Consider the following 17,819-nt stretch of genomic DNA (forward strand, 5'->3'; position numbering starts at 1 on the left):
GAACGGGGTCTTAACACGAACGCCGCCACATTTTCGCCACGATCCACCCGCCAGAGCCCCCCAACACAGTCACCCTGCAGCATGACCAGCGCCTACGACATTCCCTCGCCCTGCACCAAGATCTGCCAGATCGACCGGCGGACCGGCTGGTGCCTGGGCTGCCTGCGCAGCGGCGAAGAGATCGGCGCCTGGCCGCGCATGGGGCTCGACGAGCGGCTCGCCCTGCTGCGGACCCTGGACGAGCGCCGGCGGCAGCAGCGAGCGGCAGGATGATCCCACGATGACCCGCTCGCTCGGCCTCGACGCACCCCTCTATGACTACCTGCTGTCGGTCTCGCCACCCGAACATCCGCTGCTGGCCGAATTGCGCCAGCGCACGGCTTCGCTGTCGGGCGCCGGCATGCAGATCGGCCGCGACCAGGGCGCGCTGTTCCAGATCCTGGTGAAACTGACCGGCGCCCGCCGCTGCCTCGAGGTCGGGGTGTTCACCGGCTACAGTTCGCTGGCCGTAGGCCTCGCCCTGCCGCCCGACGGGCAGATCACCGCCTGCGACATCAACCCGAAGACCACGGCCATCGCGCAGCGCTTCTGGAAGAAAGCCAGCCTTGCCGACCGTATCGACCTGCGCATCGGTCCGGCCGGCGACACGCTCGACGCACTGATCGCCGGCGGCGCCGCGGGCTCCTACGACTTCGCCTTCGTCGATGCCGACAAGACCGGCTATGCCGGGTATCACGAACAGGTGCTGACCCTGCTGCGGCCGGGCGGCCTCGTCGCCTATGACAACGTGCTGTGGGGCGGCAGCGTGATCGACGATACCGACCAATCCGACGACACCGTGGCGCTGCGGGCCTTCAACGCCATGCTGGCGGCCGACGACCGCGTGCAGATCGCCATGCTGCCCATCGGCGACGGCGTGACCCTCGCGGTCCGCCGCTGATGTCGTGAGGCCATGGCCTATTACCTGCTGAAACGCCTGGCCACCCTGATCGCCACCCTGTGGGCGACCTCGGCGATCATCTTCCTCGTGCTGGAAATCCTGCCCGGCGATCCGGCCCTGCTGGCGCTCGGCATCGATGCCAGCAGCGAGCAGCTTATCGCCTTCCGCGCGCAATACGGCCTCGACCGGCCGCCGCTGGAGCGCTATCTCGACTGGCTCGGGCATCTGCTGCATGGCGATTTCGGCATCTCCTACGCCTACAAGACCGCGGTCTGGCCGCTGATCGCCGACCGGCTGGCGCTGACCTATCCGCTGGCGGTGATCGCCATGGCGCTTACCGTGGCACTGGCGCTCGGCCTCGGGCTGTTTGCCGCCGCGCGCCATGGCCGCCCGACCGACCTGCTGGTGATGGCCTTAAGCCAGCTTGGCATCTCGATTCCGAATTTCTGGTTCGGCCTGCTGCTGATCCTGCTGTTCGCGGTCAATCTCGGCTGGCTGTCGGCCGGCGGTTTCCCCGGCTGGCATGCCGGCCTGCTGCCGGCACTGTCCGGCCTGGTGCTGCCGAGCCTGTCGCTCGCCGCCATGCAGGCGGCGATCCTCGCCCGCATCACCCGCTCGGCCGTACTCGACGTGCTGCGCGAGGATTTCGTGCGCACCGCCCGCGCCAAGGGACTGAGCCGCAATGCCGTGCTGTGGCGCCATGTATTGCGCAACGCGCTGATCCCGGTGATCACGGTGATCGGCCTGCAGTTCGGCAACCTGCTGGCCGGCTCCATCGTGGTCGAGCAGGTTTTCTCGCTGCCCGGATTGGGCCGCCTGATCTTCCAGGCAATCAGCAACCGTGACATCGAGGTGGTGAAGGCCGCCGTCATGCTGCTGGCCGGCACCGTGGTGCTGGTCAACTTCGCCGTCGACCTGCTCTATGTCGCCATCGACCCGCGCCTGCAGGCCCGCGATGCGTGATCTCGCCGCCTTCCTGCATCGCGCCCGGCAGCACCGCAGCTTTGCCGCCGGCGGCCTGCTGACCGCGCTGGTGATCGGCATGGCGCTGCTGTCGCTGGTCTGGACACCCTATGTCGCCACCCAGCCCGATGTGCGCCAGCGACTGGCGGCGCCGTCCGCCGTCCATTGGCTTGGCACCGATGCTCTGGGCCGCGACATCGTCTCGCAGCTTCTCGCCGGGGCGCAGAACTCGCTGCTGGTCGCGGTACTGGCGGTCGGCATCGGGCTGGCACTCGGCGGCCTGCTCGGTTTCCTTGCCGCAGCGCGGCGCGGCTGGACCGAGGAGCTGGTGATGCGCTGTGCCGATTTCACCTTCGCCTTTCCCGCCGTGCTGTCGGCGATCATGCTGGCTGCGGTGTTCGGCCCCGGCACGCTGAATTCGGTGATCGCCATCGGCATTTTCAACATCCCGGTCTTCGCCCGCGTGGTGCGCGCTTCGGCCAACGCGGTCTGGACGCGCGACTACGTGCTGGCGGCGCGCGCTGCCGGCAAAGGCAGTTTCCGCATTACCCTGGAACACGTGCTGCCCAACATCCTGTCGGCCATTGTGGTGCAGGCGACCATCCAGTTCGCGCTGGCGATCCTGGCCGAGGCCGCACTGTCCTATCTCGGCCTCGGCACCCAGCCGCCGACGCCGTCCTGGGGCCGCATGCTGAACGAGGCGCAGTCCTATGTGTTCCGCGCGCCCCTGCTGGCGGTCTGGCCGGGCTGTGCCATCGCCATCGCCGTGCTGGGGCTGAACCTGCTCGGCGACGGGTTGCGCGACCTGACCGATCCGCGACTGGCGCGGCGGCGGTGACGGCATGACTATTTTGCTTTCCGTCCGCAATCTCACGGTGACGCTGCCCACGTCCGGAGCACTGGTACAGGCCGTGCGCGGTCTCGATTTCGACCTGGAAAAGGGTGCCACGCTTGGCATCGTCGGCGAGAGCGGCAGCGGCAAGTCGATGGCGGCTTTGGCTCTGATGGGCCTGCTGCCCGAAGGGGCGACGGCCGGCGGCAGCGTGCGTTTCGCCGGCGAGGATCTGCTGGCCGCCGGCGAGGAGCGGCTGTGCGCCCTGCGCGGCAACCGGCTGGCGATGATCTTCCAGGAGCCGATGACCGCGCTCAATCCGCTGCACCGGATCGGCGACCAGATCGCCGAGCCTTTGCTGCTGCATGCGGGCCTCAATGCGCGACAGGCCCGCGAGCGTGCCGCCGACCTGCTCGACCGCGTCGGCATTCCGGAACCGCGCGCCCGCCTCGAGGCCTGGCCGCACCAGCTGTCCGGCGGTCAGCGCCAGCGGGTGATGATCGCCATGGCACTGGCCTGCGGGCCCGACATCCTGATCGCCGACGAACCGACCACGGCACTCGACGTCACCATCCAGCGCCAGATCCTCGACCTGATCCGCCGTCTGGTCGATGACGAGGGCATGGCGCTGGTGCTGATCAGCCACGATCTCGGCGTGATCGCCGACAGTGTCGACCGCGTGCTGGTGATGTATGGCGGCCGTGCCGCCGAGGCCGGCCCGGTGCGCGAGGTCTTTGCCGGCCTTGCACATCCCTATACGCGTGGCCTGTTCGCCGCCATGCCGCGATTGCGCCCCGGCCGGCCGCATCCGCGCCCGCCGCTGCCGACCATTGCAGGCATCGTGCCGGACCTGGCCGATCTCGGCGCCGGCTGCGCCTTTGCCGGCCGCTGTCCGCTGGCCGATGCCCGCTGCCACGCCGAGACCCCGCCGGACGTCACTATGACGCCCGGCCATACCGCCGCCTGCTGGCATACCGACCAGGCCCGGCTGCTTGGCATGGAACCGGTCTCATGACAGCGGATGCGCCCCTGCTGCAGCTCCGCGATGTCCGCAAGAGCTACGCCCTGCCGCGCCATGCGCTGCTGGCGCCGCGACGGCGCATCCAGGCCGTCGACGGCCTGTCGCTGGAGATGACGGCCGGCGAGAACCTCGGCATCGTCGGCGAGAGCGGCAGCGGCAAGTCGACGCTGGCCCGGCTGGCCATGGCGCTGGAGGCGCCCGACAGCGGCACCATCAGTTTCGCCGGGCAGGACCTCAATGCCCTGTCACCCGCGGCGCTGCGTCTGGCACGGCGCGATTTCCAGATGGTATTCCAGGACCCGTATGGTTCGCTCGATCCGCGCATGACGGTGGCACGCATCGTCGGCGAACCGCTCGACATGCTGGAGCGGCTGTCGCGCGCCGAACGCGGCGAACGGATCGGCGAGGCGCTGGCCGACGTCGGGCTCAGACCTGCCGATGCCGGCAAGTACCCGCATGAATTTTCCGGCGGCCAGCGCCAGCGCATCGCCATCGCCCGTGCGCTGATCACCCGGCCCAAGCTGATCGTCGCCGACGAGGCGGTCTCGGCGCTTGATGTCTCAGTGCAGGCGCAGGTGCTGAACCTGATGGCCGACCTGCAGCAGCGCCACGGCGTGACCTATCTGTTCGTCAGCCATAACCTTGCCGTGGTCGACCATCTGTGCAGCCGGGTCGTCGTGATGCATCGCGGCCGCATCGTCGAGGCCGGCGACACCGCGACGGTGTTCTCCCGGCCGGAGCATCCCTATACGCAGGCCCTGCTGGCCACCCTGCCTGGCAGCGCCAATGGCGGTATCAGTGCGTCACCGGCAGCGGGGTGAGGCTGTAGCCGCGCTGCTGCATGCAGTAGGCAATGAACTCGGCTTCGCGCGGCCCGCGCGAGAAATACGACGGCGATTCGACCGGACCGAACGGTGGCCCCCAGCCGAAACCGGTACCGGTATAAGGCGGATAGAGCGGATGCGACGACTGGCTCTCATCGAGTGCCTGCCAGTAGGCCTTGTCCGAGCATTGCTTCTGATCCTGATCACGCTGGGCCACCGGCGTGCCGGGCTTCGTCCATTCGGTCGGCGTCGCGCAACCGGCCAGCGCCAGCAGCAAACCCGGCAGCAGAACGCGTCGCAGGATCATTTCTTCACAGCCACCAGCTTGTAGCCGCGCTGCTGCATGCAATATTCGGTCAGTTCGTAGGCCCGGGCGCCGCGGCGGCTGTAGCTGACATTGCGCCCGCCGCCATCCGGTCCGCCTTCGTCGACGAACTGGGTGTCGCGCAGCGGCGGGTATTTCGGATGGCTGCTGAAGCTTTCGTCCAGCGCCTGCCAGTCGGCAATATCCTGGCAGGCCTTTTCATCGGCATCGCGCTGCTGGGCGGTCATGTTCGGGCGGACATACTCGGTGGCCGGGGCACAGGCCGCCAGCAGCAGCACGGCCACCAGGCCAGCCATCCCCAGATTCCATCGCTTTTGAACCACCGCCATGTCCCTCATCCTGCCTGCCTGGGCGCAACCTGCTCCAGAGTATAACCGCGCTGCTTCATGCAGTAACTGGCCAGTTCGTAGGCGCGTGCGCCCTCCCGGCTGTAGGACGGCTTGGGGCCATGGCCGCTCATGTTGCCGCCGCTCGGGACATACAGGGTATCGGTCTCCGGCGGATAGAGCGGATGGCTCGACATCATCTCGAGGCTGGCCTCGTTGTAGGCAATATCGTTGCACTGCTTCTCGTCGGTCGCCTCCTGTGCCGGGCTGGCGCTCGTTTTCACCCACTCGACCTGCGGGGCACAGGCCGTCACGGCCAGCACTGCTGCCACAATCAGTAAACAACGCTTGTCCATGTCACACCTTCCCTCTGCCGCCACGATGGCATTGTCATGGTTGTACGGTGGTCAACGCATAACCGCGGGCGCGCAGGCAGAAATCCCGCAGATCGCTTTCGCGCTGCGCCCGCCACATGAAATCATCACGATAGCCGGCATAGGGGAACGGCCCGAAGCCGCCCCGGTACGGGCCCGGCATGCCGAGGAAAGGGGAACCGGCATAACCGTATCCCGGCCCGTAATAAAAGCTGTCGCGGAAGGCCTGATCGCGGGCCAGGCCGGCGCATTCGGCGCTGTCCTGCCGGGCCTGCAACACCGAGGTATTCGGCCGGCTCCATTCCAGTGCCGGCCCGCAGCCCGACAAAACAGGTGCGAGCAGAAAAACCGTTGCCATGAACGCGGGACGGAAACCTGGCATCGCCTTACCTTCGCGGCCCGCTCCCTGCCGGCCGCCAGCACTGACAGGCCCAATATAGGGCGCGTCGGGAAAAAGGCTCGGGCCGGATTGCGGCAAAATCGGGGCAGGTTATTCCTGGCAGGGGAAAGCGTCGGCCAGGGCCAACCGCAGGGCCTGGATCGCCTCCAGCCCCATCTGGTCGGCATTGTCCTGGGCCCAGCTGACGAACTGCTGCCGCAGCATTTCCGCCGGCGCATCGCGCGGGGTGCAGAACCAGCCCGGGTCCTTGCCGTCGGCCGCGATCAGATTGTACATCGCCGCCGCACCCTGCAGATAACGCAGGCAGCCGCGCTGCTGCACACTGCCGTCGGCAGCCTGACAGCCGGTCAGCAGGTCCTTCGCCAGAAATTTCGGCGGTGGTGCCAGACCGGCCGGCATGCTGCTGTCGGCCGAGGGCGTGGCCGGGGCCGTCTGGGCCGGAGCAACAGCAGAAGTGGCGAGAAACAGCAAAACCGTCAGCAGGGCAGGCAGAAAGGCAGACAGAGAAGCGCGCATCGGATCACACGATTTCGTTTTCGGTCGGCTCGCCGCCGAAACGGCGAAAAATGGCATACATGGCCTCAGTGGCCGCATCGAGCCGGGCCCGGTCGGTCGAACGCAGCACGATGGCGGTCGACGCCTTGCCGCCGCGAAAGGCCGGATAGGAGCCCATGTCGACATCGGGATACTGCTGCTGCAGGCTGCCGAGATCGGCCGCCACCGTGCCTTCCGGCACCTGGGCGATCACCGTGCGCGACAGCAGCGGAGCGCCGCCGGTCAGGCCGGGGGCCAGACTTGCCACCATAGCCTGGAAGATCGCCGGCACCCCGGCCATCACATGAACGTTACCGATGCGGAAGCCGGGTGCGGTCGAGACCGGGTTGTCGATCAGCGTCGCACCGTCCGGAATCCGCGCCATGCGCAGCCGGGCTTCGTTCAGCATGCCGGCCTCGTAATGCGCCTCGAGCCGGCGACGCGCTTCCGGCTGCACGTCGATGCCGACACCGAAGGCCTTGGCGATGCAGTCGGCGGTAATGTCGTCATGGGTCGGGCCGATGCCGCCCGAGGTGAAGACGTAATCGTAGGTCGCCCGCAGGGCGTTGACCGCGGCGATGATGGTGGCCTCGACATCGGGCACCACACGCACTTCGCGCAACCGGATGCCGAGTTCGGTCAGCCGGCCGGCCAGGAAATACGCATTGGCGTCACGGGTGCGGCCCGAGAGAATCTCGTTGCCAATCACCAGCATGGCCGCTGTCACAATCCGCGGCTGCCCCGATCCCTGCGCTTCCGACATGGCGCAAGGAGATAGCACGCGACGCGGGTGCAGGCCAGCGGCCCGACGGGACTGCGACACCGCCGCCCGCGATCTTCGCCTCCGGGTTGCCGCGGCCGGGCCGGATGTCTATAGGCGGGATATGGAATTTCCCGTCCCGCTGACCCCCGCCACCCTGCTGCGCCGCTACAAGCGGTTCCTCGCCGACATGCGCTTCGCCGACGGCCATGAGGAGACCGTGCATTGCCCGAACCCCGGCGCCATGCTGGGCCTCGATGCGCCGGGCAGCCGGGCCTGGCTGAAGCCCGGCCGCGGCAAGCTTAGGTGGGGCTGGGTGCTGGTCGAGGCCGACGATGCGCTGGTCGGCATCGACACGACCCTGCCCAACCGGCTGGTCGCCGAAGCGCTGGCGGCGGATACGATCCCCGAACTGCAGGGCTACGCGACCCATCGCCCGGAAGTGCCCTATGGCACCGAGAACAGCCGGGTCGACTTCCTGCTCTCGGGCCCGGACCGGCCGGACTGCTATCTCGAAGTGAAGAACGTCCACCTGATGCGACAGCCGGGCCTGGCCGAATTCCCCGACTGCGTCACCACGCGCGGGGCGAAGCATCTGCGCGAGCTGGCGGCCATGGTGGCGGCCGGCCACCGCGCGGCGATGCTGTTCCTGGTGCAGCGGCCCGATTGCGGGCGCTTCCGGCTCGCCGCCGACTGCGACCCGGGCTATGCCGCCGCCTTCAGGGATGCTTTGAAAGCCGGGGTGGACGCGCTATGTTACGATTGTGCCGTGACGGAGACTGCGATTGCGCTCCGCCGCCGCCTGCACATCGAAGATAAGTGACTGGAGTGACACGGTGAATCAGAACCAGGCCCTGGCTGTTGCCGATACGGACGAGGATGACGGCATCCTTGAGGCCGGCGCCATCCGCCTGCACAAGCCCGAGGATTTCGAGGGTATGCGCAAGGCCGGACGGCTGGGCGCCGAGACGCTGGATTTCATCACCCCCCATGTCGTGCCCGGCATCACCACCGGGCAGCTCGACGAACTTTGCCACAATTTCATCCTCGAGCATGGCGCCGTGCCGGCACCGCTCGGCTATCGCGGCTTTCCGAAATCGATCTGCACCTCGGTCAACCATGTGGTCTGCCATGGCATCCCGGGCGACAAGGTGCTGGAGGATGGCGACATCCTGAATATCGACGTCACCGTCATCCTCGATGGCTGGCACGGCGACACCAGCCGCATGTTCCTGCTGGGTGACGTCGGCGTGAAGGCCCGTCGCATCTGCGACATCACCTACGAAGCGATGATGCGCGGCATCGAGGTGGTGAAGCCCGGCGCCACCACCGGCGATATCGGCCATGCGATCCAGAAGTTCGTCGAGAAGGAACGCTTCTCCGTGGTGCGCGATTTCTGCGGCCACGGGCTGGGACGCATTTTCCACGAGGCGCCCAACATCCTGCATTACGGCGAGGCCGGCCGCGGCATCCCGCTGCAGGCCGGCATGTTCTTCACCATCGAGCCGATGGTGAATGCCGGCAAATGGCAGGTGAAGCTGCTGTCCGACGGCTGGACCGCGGTGACCAAGGACCGCTCGCTGTCGGCGCAGTTCGAGCATTCGATCGGCGTCACCGAAACCGGCTACGAGATCTTCACCCAGTCGCCGAAGGGCTGGCACAAGCCGCCCTACGCCTGACGTGCCGGGCCTGACCCGGGCCCGCCAGAACCCCGTCTCTGAGAAAAGGTCGCTTGACAGAGCTGTCTCGGCGCCCTAACACTTTACCTTATGGTTAAGTATCAGGATGCCGGTCTCGACCGCACCTTTGCCGCCCTCGCCGACCCGACCCGCCGCGCCCTGCTGGCCCGGCTGGAACAGGAAACCGAGCTGTCCGTTAGCGAACTGGCCAAACCGTTTCCGGTATCGCTGCCGGCGGTGATGAAGCATCTCGACGTGCTGTCGGACGCCGGCCTGATCACCCGCGCCAAGGCCGGTCGCACCGTCAGCGTCCGTCTCAATGCCGGCCCGATGGAGCAGGCGATGGAATGGCTGAACCGCTACCAGCGTTTCTGGTCCGCCCAGCTCGACCGGCTGGCCGCTTTCCTGGAGGAGGAACCATGTCCGCCGATCCCGTCTTCGCCCAGCGCCCCAGCCTCACCCTCAAAAAGCGGATCAACGCCGCGCCGGAAAAAGTCTTCGCCGCCTGGACCGACCCGGCGCTGATCGTCCGCTGGTGGGGCCCTGACAGTGGCCCGGTGACCCAGACGGATATCGACCTGCGGATCGGCGGCGGCTTCACCATCGCCTTCCGCACCCAGGACGGCGAGTTGCACAGCGTCAGCGGCATCTACCGCGAGATCGTGCCGGGCGAGAAACTGGTGTTCAGCTGGGCCTGGATCAGCACGCCGGAGCGGCAGTCGCAGGTGACCATCAGCCTGAAGCCCGATGGCGCCGGCACCTTGCTGACCCTGCACCACGAACAATTCTTCGACGACGCCGCCCGCGACGGCCACCGCCGCGGCTGGACCGGCAGCCTCGACAAGCTGGAACGCCTGTTTCTCTGATCCGCACGCCCCGGGAGGCCACCATGATGAAGCTGTATTACGACGAGACCATGAATCCACGCAAAGTCTGTGCCGTTGCCCGTTATCTCGATAGCCCGGTCGACTTCATCCGCGTCGACCTCGGCAAGGGCCAGAACAAGACGCCCGACTTCCTCGCCCTCAATCCCAATGCCAAGGTGCCGGTGCTGCAGACCGGCAATGATGTGCTGTGGGAATCGAATGCCATCATGTGCCGGCTGGCGCAGATCGCCGGCTCTGATCTCTGGCCGGCCGACGACCGCCAGGTCGAGGTGGTGCGCTGGCTGTTCTGGGACAGCCAGCATTTCTCGCGCCACGGCGGCAGCCTGTATTTCGAGCATATCATCCGCCGCAAGTTTGGCCTCGGCGAGCCGGATGCCAAGGCGGTCGACGAGGCCATCGGCTTCATGCGCCGCTATTTCGCCGTGCTCGACGCGCATCTGCAGCAGCAGGACTTCATCGTCGCCAGCAAGCTCAGCCTGGCGGATTTCGCGGTCGGCGTCACCCTGCCCTATGCCGATACCGCGCATATCCCGCTGAACGACTTCCCCGCCGTGCGCCGCTGGCATGACCGGCTCTGCGCGCTGCCGGGCTGGCTCGATCCCTTCCCGGTCGAGCGCGCCGCCGCCTGAACCCCCTGGATCCCCCAGCACAGGAGGCAACCATGCAACCGCACCGCATCGTGTCCCGCGAGGACTGGCTGGACGCCCGCCGGGCGCATCTGCGCAACGAGAAGGCGCTCACCCGCATGAGTGACATGATCGCCGCCGAGCGGCGCGCGCTGCCCTGGGTGAAGGTCGACAAGGACTACGGCTTCGACACCCTGCAGGGCCGCAAGACGCTGGCCGGGCTGTTCGACGGCAACAGCCAGCTGATCGTCTATCATTTCATGCTCGGGCCCGACTGGGAGGCCGGCTGCCCCGGCTGTTCCTTCCTCGCCGACCATATCGACGGCGCCAACCAGCACCTGAAGCACCACGATGTCTCGCTGGTGGTGGTCTCGCGGGCACCGCTCGACAAGATCGAAGCCTATCGCAAACGGATGGGCTGGCAGTTCGACTGGGTCTCGTCGCACGGCAGCGACTTCAACCACGACTACCATGTCTCCTTCACGCCCGAAGAGCTGGCCGAAGGCAAGGTCTTTTACAATTTCGCCATGACCGAAGGCGGCCATGACGAACTGCCCGGCATCAGCGTGTTCTACCGGAACGAGGCCGGCGACATCTTCCACACCTATTCGAGCTATGCCCGCGGCGGCGACATCCTGATCGGCGCGCACCATTACCTAGACCTGACGCCGAAAGGCCGCAACGAAGGCGGCACCATGGACTGGATGCGACGCCACGACGAATACCAGGATGCGCCGAAGAAGGCCGCCTGCTGCGACTGAACCGCGAATCCTCCCGCCGCCGCATGCTGGCCGGCGGCGCAGGCACATGACACCCAGGACCCGAGGAGACCAGACATGACAGAACTCGTTACCTGCATATGGTTCGACCATGGCGAGGCAAGAAAAGCGGCCGAATTTTACGCGGCAACCTTCCCCGACAGTCATGTCGGCCGGGTCAACGCGGCGCCGGGCGATTTTCCCGGCGGACAGGAAGGCAAGGAGCTGACCGTCGAATTCACCGTGCTGGGGCGGAAGTTCATCGGCCTGAACGGCGGGCCGAATTTCAAACCGAACCAAGCGGTGAGCTTCATGGTCCTGACCGCCGACCAGGCGGAGACCGACCGTTACTGGAACGCGATTGTCGGGAACGGGGGCGCTGAGAATGCCTGCGGCTGGTGCAATGATCGCTGGGGCTTCTTCTGGCAGATCACGCCGCGGCGCCTGCTCGACCTGACAACCGATGCTGACCGCAGCAAGGCAAAGCGCGCCTTCGAGGCGATGATGACGATGACGAAGATCGATATCGCGACGCTGGAAGCCGCGGCGGCCGGCTGATTTCGGCCACGGGGCGGCGCAGCCTGCATAGCCCCGCGAAAGGAGATGACCATGCCCAATACTGTCAAACTGCACCGGGTCTTCGCCACCAGGCCGGAAAAGGTCTACCGCGCATTCCTGGAACCCGACGCCGTTGCGAGCTGGCTGCCACCCTTCGGTTTCACCTGTACGGTCCACGAGCTTGAGGCCAGGGAAGGCGGCCGGCACAGAATGTCCTTCCGGAACTTCACCACCGGGCAAAGCCATGCCTTCGGCGGCACCTATCTGAAACTTGTCCCGGGCGAACTGCTCGTCTACAGCGACGTGTTCGATGACGCGAACCTTCCGGGCGAGATGAAAGTGACCGTCACGCTGAAGGCCGTTTCCGTCGGAACCGAGATGACGGTGGTTCAGGAGAACATCCCCGATCTCATTCCCGTCGAGGCCTGTTACCTCGGCTGGCAGGAGTCGCTGCGCAAGCTCGCCAAACTCGTCGAGCCTGAAATCGCCCAGTGAGCCCTCGGCGCGAATCCCCCTGCCGCCAGTGCAGCGGCCATGCTAGCCTTGCCGCATGGCCGCGACGGACGAGGATGCGGAGCCGAAACCCCATTACCACGGGCATCGCGCACGCTTGCGGGCCCGTTTCCTCGACAGCGGCGGCGCCGGCATACCGGATTATGAAATCCTCGAACTGATCTTGTTCGGGGTCTTCCGCAACGGCGACGTCAAGCCGCTGGCGAAAGCGCTGATCGAGGGCTGCGGCGGCAGCCTCGGCGCCGTCCTCTCGGCGCCGGCCGAGCGGCTGGCGAAAATCCCCGGCTGCGGCGATGCGGTGATCGCCACCTTGAAGGTCACCCGCGAGGCCGGTCTGCGGCTGCTGAAAGCGGACGCGATGCAGCGGCCGGCGATCGCCAACTGGCAGGCCCTGCTCGATTACTGCCGCGCCGCCCTGCAGCATGAGGGCATCGAGCAGTTCCGCATCCTATTTCTCGACCGCAAGAACCAGGTGATCGCCGACGAGCAACAGCAGCGCGGCACCGTCGACCACACGCCGGTCTATCCGCGCGAGGTGGTCAAACGCGCGCTGGAACTCGACGCCGCGGCGCTGATCCTGGTCCACAACCATCCCTCCGGCGACCCGACGCCGTCGCGCGCCGATATCGAGATGACCAAACAGGTGATGCAGGCCGCCGCCGCCCTCGGCATTGCGGTACATGACCATCTGATCATCGGCCGCAAGGGCCATGTTTCCTTCCGCGAGCGTGGCCTGATGTAGCCGGCCGCCGGCAGCGAATCCGGCCGATTCTTCCCGGAATTTGTGCAGGACGCCCAATATCCCGGCATTTTTGGAGAAATCTTCCGCTTTCTGTGCGATTCGGGAATTTTGATTACGCGCTTACTCAAATCGTGTTGTATAGACAGGTGTGGACATACGGCCACCTCAAGGCCCCGACCCGATCAGGCACCGGAGTTTTTCATGCAGCATCCGTCGATTTACCTGACCTATCTGAACCGCCTCGATGTCGAGGAACTGGCGCTCACCGACGACGAAATCCTTGCCGCCATCAAGACCAGCCTGGCCAGCCAGGGCCGTGGCGAGGCGGTGATCGAGCCGCGCATGCATCTCGAACCCGGCGTCGCCAACGGCCATTTCAACGTGCTGCGCGGCGCCCTGCGCGAGCCGGTCGATTCCGCCGGCGTCAAGGTGGTCGGCGACTTCGTCGACAACTACAAGCACAACCTGCCGTCTGAACTGGCCATCCTGCTGCTGTTCGATCCGCGTACCGGCGTGCCGAAGGCCATTCTGGATGCCAGCCGCATCACCGACATGCGCACCGGCGCGGTCACTGCCATCGGCGCCAAGTATCTGGCACGTAAAAACTCCAAGATCCTCGGCCATGTCGGCGCGCGCGGCACCGCTTACTGGAACGTGCGACTGATGGACCGGATCTTCGATTTCGACGAGATCCGTGTGCATTCCCGCCGCGTCGAAAGCCGCGAGGCCTTTGCCGAAAAGCTGCGCCAAGACCTCGGCAAGCCGGTGATCGTCACCGAGGACTGGCAGAGCTGCGTCGAGGGTGCCGATATCGTGGTCGAGGCCTCGCGCCTGAACGAGCCGACGCCGATGCTGAAAACCGCCTGGATCAAGCCCGGCGCGCTGGTGATGCCATACGGCACCATGAGCGCGGTCGAATTGTCGCTGACCGACATCATGAGCAAGCTGGTGGTCGACGACTGGGGCCAGTGCAAGGGCGGCAAATTCGGCAGCCTGCGTGCCCATGTCGAGGCCGGCAAACTGTCGGAACAGACCCTGCATGCCGAGATGGGCCAGATCGTCGCCGGCCTGAAGCCCGGCCGCGAACGCGACGACGAGACCATCCTGTTCTGGCATCGCGGCCTGTCGCTGTCCGACATCGCGCTCGGCCATGCCATGCTGGAAAAGGCCGAGCGGCTGAATATCGGCCACCGCCTGCGCTACGCCTGACGGCAGAGGGGTTCCGGGACATGCCTCTCGTCGCCAATGCGCGCATGTATGCGATCACGCCAGCTTCGGCCGCGGCGTGGACGCAGCTGTTCGCCTGGGCGGCAGAGGCGAGCGGCCAGCCGCTCGACGTCATCGCCCATGCCTTCCCGGCGCCGCTGAATGACCTATGGACGCGACGCGATCTCGGCGCCGCCTTCATCTGCGGCTATCCCTACGCGCTTGGCGGCAAGCGGCAGCAGATCCTAGCCGCGCCAGTGCCGTCGCCGGCGCGTTATGCCGGCCGGCCGGTCTACATGACCGATTTCGTCGTGCGCGCCGACGGACCATTCCGCAGCCTGGAAGACAGCTTCGGCGGCCGCATCGGCTACACGGTGGACGACTCGCATTCCGGCTGCAACGCACCGCGCCATCACCTGCTGCGGTATCGCAGCGCGGAGCGGCCGCAGCTCTATGCCGCCAGCATCGGGCCGCTCTATACGCCGCGCAAGGTGATCGAGGCGGTACTGGCCGGTGAGATCGATGTCGGGCCGGTCGATGGCTACAACCTCGACATCCTGCGCCGGCACGAACCCGATCTTGTTGCCCGCCTGCGCATCGTCGCCACCACCGACCCGGCACCGGTGCCACTGCTGGTGGCCGGCCCGGACTGCACACCACAGGTTGCCGCCGCCCTGCGGCAGGCGCTGCTGCAGGTCGGCAGTGCGCCGGAAACCGCCGGCATCCGCGACGCGCTCTGCCTGTCGCATTTCACCATGATGGCGCCGGGGGATTATGATCTGACGCTGGCCTGGGACCGCGAAGCGGCCGCTGCCGGCTATGCCCTGCCGGGCTGAGACTGAAAGAGGGGAATGACGGTGAGCCTGCCGCCTGCCATGGATTTCCGTAATATCGTGCACGAGTTCCGCGCGCCTGCCGGCGGCGGTCGCCTGCGCGTGCTGGACGATATCTCCTTTTCCGCCGAACCCGGCACCTTCACGGCCGTGATCGGGCCGAGCGGCTGCGGCAAAAGCACCCTGCTGCAACTGATGGCCGGCCTGCTGCGCCCCACCGCCGGCAGCGTACTGCATGGCGGCCAGGCGGTCAGCGGCGTCAACCAGCGGGTCGGCTTCGTCCCCCAGCAGGCCCAGCTGTTCCCGTGGAAGACCTTGCGCGAGAATATCGAACTGCCGCTGCTGCTGCGTGGCACCGCGCCGGCCGAACGCGCATCGCGCGTTGCCGAGATCATCGCCGCCGTCGGTCTTGCCGGCTTCGAGAACCATTATCCGCACCAGCTGTCCGGCGGCATGCAGAAGCGCGGCTCGATCGCCCGCACACTGGTCTATACGCCCGACGTCATCCTGATGGACGAACCCTTCGGTGCGCTGGATGCCCAGACCCGCATGATCATGCAGAACGACCTGCAGGCGATCTCGATGCAGCGCCGGCCGACCGTGCTGTTCATCACCCATGACATCACCGAGGCAATCACCCTAGCCGACACTGTCATCGTATTGAGCCAGCGGCCAACCCGCGTGCTGGCCGCCGTGCCGATCACGCTGGAACGGCCGCGCAATGTCTTCGAGCCGTTCCGCATGGCCGGCTACGAGGCGATCTACGACCGGATCTGGTCGATCTTCCGCTCGGAACTGCCCGACCTGCGACCGGCCAGCATCGGAGGTGCGGTATGAGCGAGATGACCGATCCGACACTGCTGCAGCGCCTTGGCCTCCGGCTGCTCCGCCTGCTGCTTCTGCTGCTGCCCGGCGCGATCCTGATTCTGTTCTGGCAATGGGCATCCGGCCGGCTGATCGCCACGCTGTATGTCAGCAAGCCGACCGACATCGCCGCGCGCTTCTACGAGATGTTTGCCAGCGGCGAAATCCAGCCGCATATCATGATCACCCTGCAGGAACTGGTGCTCGGCTACTGCATCGGCGTCGGCGTCGGCGTGGTGGCCGGCTACCTGCTTGGCCGCAGCCCGCGCGCAGCGGCCATTTTCGAGCCCTATGTGATGGCCTTCTACGGCATCCCAAAGATCGCGCTGGCGCCACTGTTCATCATCTGGTTCGGCATCGGCCTGTGGTCGAAAGTGGCGCTGGCGGCGACCATGGTGTTCTTTCTGGTCTTCTACAACGTCTATGTCGGCGTACGGAATGTTGACCGCGAACTGCTGAATCTCGCCCGCATCATGGGCGCCGGCGAAAGTCAGCTGACCCGGCACGTCTACTTCCCCGCCGCCGCGCCCTTCGTCATCATGGGCATGCGCATGGCGATCCCCTACAGCGTGATCGGCGTCATCGTCGGCGAATTCACCTCGTCGGTGAAGGGGCTGGGCCTGTTCATCAACCAGGCCTCCTCGACCTACGACCCGGCCGGCGTGTTCGCCGGCATCGCACTGCTGCTGATGTTCATCGTGGTCGCCAATGCCGTCGCCGGCCAGCTGGAAAAGCGCCTGCTGCGCTGGCGCCCCGCCATCAACACCGAGAGAAGTGAAATCTGACAGAGAGAGAAGGAGACCTGCCAATGACCCGGACATTGCGTATCTTACTCGCCACCGCCGCCGTCCTTGTGCTGGGCGTCAGCGGCCAGGCCATGGCCCAGCAGAAGGTCAGGATCGGCCAGGCGACCTCGTCGCTGAGTTTCCTGCCGGTCTGGTCGGCGCGCGCGCTCGACAGCTTCAAGGCCCAGGGGCTCGACCTAGAATGGGCGGCGATCCCCGGCGGTGACCCGAATGCGCTGGCGGCCCTCGATGCCGGCGACCTCGATTTCGTCGCCGTCGGCTCGGAAACCCCGCTGCAAGCGATCTCCAAGGGCCAGCCTTTCGAATTCATCATGCCGTTGATGAACAAGGTGTCGCTGCAGCTCGTCGTGTCCAACGACTTCATGCAGCGCAAGGGCGTGTCGCCGAAGGACCCGCTGGCCAAGCGGTTGGCGGCTCTGAAGGGCGCCACGCTGGGTGTCAGCGCCATCAAGGGCGCCCAAGACCGCGCCGGCCGCTGGCTGGTCGCCCAGGGCGGCCTCGATCCGGCCAAGGACCTCAACGTCGCCATGATCGGCCCGCCGCCAGCCCTGAATGCCGCGCTGCAGAACAAGCAGATCGACGCCTTCATGCTGTCGCCGCCGTCCGGTGCCGTGGTCGAGCAGGAAGGCTTTGGCAAGGTGCTGGTCGACCTAGCCGATGCTTTCCCCAAGCTGAAGCAGCAGCCCTTCCTGGTGCTGGTCGCCAAGAAGCCGATGAGCGCGGAAAAGAAGGCACTCGCCGTGAAGACGGTGAAGGCCCTGCTGGCTGCCAGCGCGGCGACCGTGAAGGACCCGAAGGGCACCGCCGCCGCGATTCAGGGCAAGTTCTTTGCCAAGGTCAAGCCGGAGGTGGTTGAAGCCGCGGTGAAGGACATGACGGACGGCATCGCCAGCCCGCGTTTCACGGCGGCCGGCATCGCCAACGTGATCGCCTTCGCCTCCGAGACCGGCACCAAATTCGACAAGCCGCTCGATGCCAAGAAGGGCGAGAACGACTTCTGGACCAACGCGATCATCGACGCCGCCAAGAAGTAGTCCAGCAGCCTGCC

Annotated in this window: 26 protein-coding genes; 20 read left to right on the forward strand and 6 right to left on the reverse strand. The window is 66.4% G+C overall.

The features are described 5' to 3' along the window. The first annotated feature begins 81 nt into the window (after positions 1–81). The 6 genes from ACFOOQ_RS04210 to ACFOOQ_RS04235 are packed head-to-tail and all read left to right on the forward strand — an operon-like array spanning position 82 to position 4,577. Positions 82–273, forward strand: a complete 192-nt coding sequence (locus ACFOOQ_RS04210) for a DUF1289 domain-containing protein (protein WP_379722138.1) — start codon at positions 82–84, stop codon at positions 271–273. Positions 274–280: 7 nt separating this feature from the next. Next, positions 281–940: a class I SAM-dependent methyltransferase gene (locus ACFOOQ_RS04215; RefSeq protein WP_379722139.1), complete on the forward strand. Its 660-nt coding sequence runs from the start codon at positions 281–283 to the stop codon at positions 938–940. Between the two features lie 12 nt (positions 941–952). Beyond that, positions 953–1,903 (forward strand): ABC transporter permease, encoded by a 951-nt coding sequence (locus ACFOOQ_RS04220; protein ID WP_379722141.1) that lies wholly within the window; start codon positions 953–955, stop codon positions 1,901–1,903. Further along, the gene (locus ACFOOQ_RS04225) at positions 1,896–2,741 is read left to right on the forward strand and encodes an ABC transporter permease (RefSeq protein ID WP_379722143.1); all 846 of its coding nucleotides are present in this window, start codon (positions 1,896–1,898) and stop codon (positions 2,739–2,741) included. Before ACFOOQ_RS04220 ends, ACFOOQ_RS04225 begins: the two co-directional genes overlap by 8 nt. 4 nt (positions 2,742–2,745) lie before the next feature. Beyond that, the gene (locus ACFOOQ_RS04230) at positions 2,746–3,750 is read left to right on the forward strand and encodes an ABC transporter ATP-binding protein (protein WP_379722145.1); all 1,005 of its coding nucleotides are present in this window, start codon (positions 2,746–2,748) and stop codon (positions 3,748–3,750) included. Continuing rightward, on the forward strand, positions 3,747–4,577 hold the full coding sequence (locus ACFOOQ_RS04235) for an ATP-binding cassette domain-containing protein (protein WP_379722147.1): 831 nt from the start codon (positions 3,747–3,749) through the stop codon (positions 4,575–4,577). Before ACFOOQ_RS04230 ends, ACFOOQ_RS04235 begins: the two co-directional genes overlap by 4 nt. Here the strand turns inward: ACFOOQ_RS04235 and ACFOOQ_RS04240 are convergent. From ACFOOQ_RS04240 to ACFOOQ_RS04265, 6 genes are all read right to left on the reverse strand, one after another. Next, a complete protein-coding gene (locus ACFOOQ_RS04240; RefSeq protein WP_379722149.1) occupies positions 4,552–4,887 on the reverse strand; it encodes a hypothetical protein in 336 nt (111 codons plus the stop codon). The two genes, ACFOOQ_RS04235 and ACFOOQ_RS04240, sit on opposite strands and share 26 nt — an antisense overlap. Further along, a complete protein-coding gene (locus ACFOOQ_RS04245) occupies positions 4,884–5,234 on the reverse strand; it encodes a hypothetical protein (RefSeq protein WP_379722151.1) in 351 nt (116 codons plus the stop codon). Before ACFOOQ_RS04245 ends, ACFOOQ_RS04240 begins: the two co-directional genes overlap by 4 nt. A 5-nt stretch (positions 5,235–5,239) precedes the next feature. Continuing rightward, a complete protein-coding gene (locus ACFOOQ_RS04250; protein ID WP_379722153.1) occupies positions 5,240–5,545 on the reverse strand; it encodes a hypothetical protein in 306 nt (101 codons plus the stop codon). Between the two features lie 76 nt (positions 5,546–5,621). Then, positions 5,622–6,083: a hypothetical protein gene (locus ACFOOQ_RS04255; RefSeq protein WP_379722155.1), complete on the reverse strand. Its 462-nt coding sequence runs from the start codon at positions 6,081–6,083 to the stop codon at positions 5,622–5,624. A 12-nt stretch (positions 6,084–6,095) separates the two neighbouring features. Next, positions 6,096–6,521: a Rap1a/Tai family immunity protein gene (locus ACFOOQ_RS04260; protein ID WP_379722157.1), complete on the reverse strand. Its 426-nt coding sequence runs from the start codon at positions 6,519–6,521 to the stop codon at positions 6,096–6,098. A 4-nt stretch (positions 6,522–6,525) separates the two neighbouring features. Further along, positions 6,526–7,254 (reverse strand): competence/damage-inducible protein A, encoded by a 729-nt coding sequence (locus tag ACFOOQ_RS04265; protein ID WP_379722159.1) that lies wholly within the window; start codon positions 7,252–7,254, stop codon positions 6,526–6,528. A 169-nt stretch (positions 7,255–7,423) separates the two neighbouring features. Between ACFOOQ_RS04265 and sfsA the strand changes: the two genes are divergently transcribed. From sfsA to ACFOOQ_RS04335, 14 genes are all read left to right on the forward strand, one after another. Continuing rightward, on the forward strand, positions 7,424–8,122 hold the full coding sequence (gene sfsA, locus ACFOOQ_RS04270) for a DNA/RNA nuclease SfsA (RefSeq protein WP_379722161.1): 699 nt from the start codon (positions 7,424–7,426) through the stop codon (positions 8,120–8,122). A gap of 64 nt (positions 8,123–8,186) precedes the next feature. Next, positions 8,187–8,978, forward strand: coding sequence for a type I methionyl aminopeptidase (gene map / locus ACFOOQ_RS04275; RefSeq protein ID WP_379725327.1), 792 nt, complete (start codon positions 8,187–8,189; stop codon positions 8,976–8,978). 90 nt (positions 8,979–9,068) lie between these two features. Continuing rightward, a complete protein-coding gene (locus ACFOOQ_RS04280; protein WP_379722163.1) occupies positions 9,069–9,503 on the forward strand; it encodes an ArsR/SmtB family transcription factor in 435 nt (144 codons plus the stop codon). After that, the gene (locus tag ACFOOQ_RS04285) at positions 9,398–9,844 is read left to right on the forward strand and encodes an SRPBCC family protein (RefSeq protein WP_379722165.1); all 447 of its coding nucleotides are present in this window, start codon (positions 9,398–9,400) and stop codon (positions 9,842–9,844) included. Before ACFOOQ_RS04280 ends, ACFOOQ_RS04285 begins: the two co-directional genes overlap by 106 nt. A gap of 23 nt (positions 9,845–9,867) precedes the next feature. Next, complete coding sequence (locus tag ACFOOQ_RS04290; RefSeq protein WP_379722167.1) at positions 9,868–10,494, forward strand: glutathione S-transferase family protein; 627 nt, start codon at positions 9,868–9,870, stop codon at positions 10,492–10,494. A gap of 32 nt (positions 10,495–10,526) precedes the next feature. Further along, entirely contained in the window at positions 10,527–11,252 is a 726-nt protein-coding gene (locus tag ACFOOQ_RS04295; protein ID WP_379722169.1) for a DUF899 domain-containing protein, read from the forward strand. Between the two features lie 75 nt (positions 11,253–11,327). Beyond that, complete coding sequence (locus ACFOOQ_RS04300) at positions 11,328–11,807, forward strand: VOC family protein (protein ID WP_379722171.1); 480 nt, start codon at positions 11,328–11,330, stop codon at positions 11,805–11,807. Positions 11,808–11,858: 51 nt separating this feature from the next. Continuing rightward, complete coding sequence (locus ACFOOQ_RS04305) at positions 11,859–12,302, forward strand: SRPBCC family protein (RefSeq protein ID WP_379722173.1); 444 nt, start codon at positions 11,859–11,861, stop codon at positions 12,300–12,302. A gap of 55 nt (positions 12,303–12,357) precedes the next feature. Further along, a complete protein-coding gene (gene radC / locus ACFOOQ_RS04310) occupies positions 12,358–13,062 on the forward strand; it encodes a RadC family protein (RefSeq protein ID WP_379722175.1) in 705 nt (234 codons plus the stop codon). Between the two features lie 201 nt (positions 13,063–13,263). Next, on the forward strand, positions 13,264–14,271 hold the full coding sequence (locus ACFOOQ_RS04315; protein WP_379722177.1) for an ornithine cyclodeaminase family protein: 1,008 nt from the start codon (positions 13,264–13,266) through the stop codon (positions 14,269–14,271). Positions 14,272–14,291: 20 nt separating this feature from the next. Next, positions 14,292–15,104: a phosphate/phosphite/phosphonate ABC transporter substrate-binding protein gene (locus tag ACFOOQ_RS04320; protein ID WP_379722179.1), complete on the forward strand. Its 813-nt coding sequence runs from the start codon at positions 14,292–14,294 to the stop codon at positions 15,102–15,104. Between the two features lie 21 nt (positions 15,105–15,125). Then, positions 15,126–15,938: an ABC transporter ATP-binding protein gene (locus ACFOOQ_RS04325; RefSeq protein WP_379722181.1), complete on the forward strand. Its 813-nt coding sequence runs from the start codon at positions 15,126–15,128 to the stop codon at positions 15,936–15,938. Then, positions 15,935–16,750, forward strand: a complete 816-nt coding sequence (locus ACFOOQ_RS04330) for an ABC transporter permease (protein ID WP_379722183.1) — start codon at positions 15,935–15,937, stop codon at positions 16,748–16,750. The genes ACFOOQ_RS04325 and ACFOOQ_RS04330 overlap by 4 nt, the downstream gene beginning before the upstream one ends. A 23-nt stretch (positions 16,751–16,773) precedes the next feature. Continuing rightward, positions 16,774–17,805 carry an ABC transporter substrate-binding protein gene (locus tag ACFOOQ_RS04335; RefSeq protein ID WP_379722185.1) on the forward strand — a complete coding sequence of 344 codons (1,032 nt, stop codon included), beginning with the start codon at positions 16,774–16,776 and terminating at the stop codon, positions 17,803–17,805. The last annotated feature ends 14 nt before the right edge of the window (positions 17,806–17,819 follow it).

The organism is Ferrovibrio xuzhouensis (genome assembly GCF_042648965.1).
In the GTDB taxonomy this organism is placed as follows: Bacteria; Pseudomonadota; Alphaproteobacteria; order Ferrovibrionales; family Ferrovibrionaceae; genus Ferrovibrio; species Ferrovibrio xuzhouensis.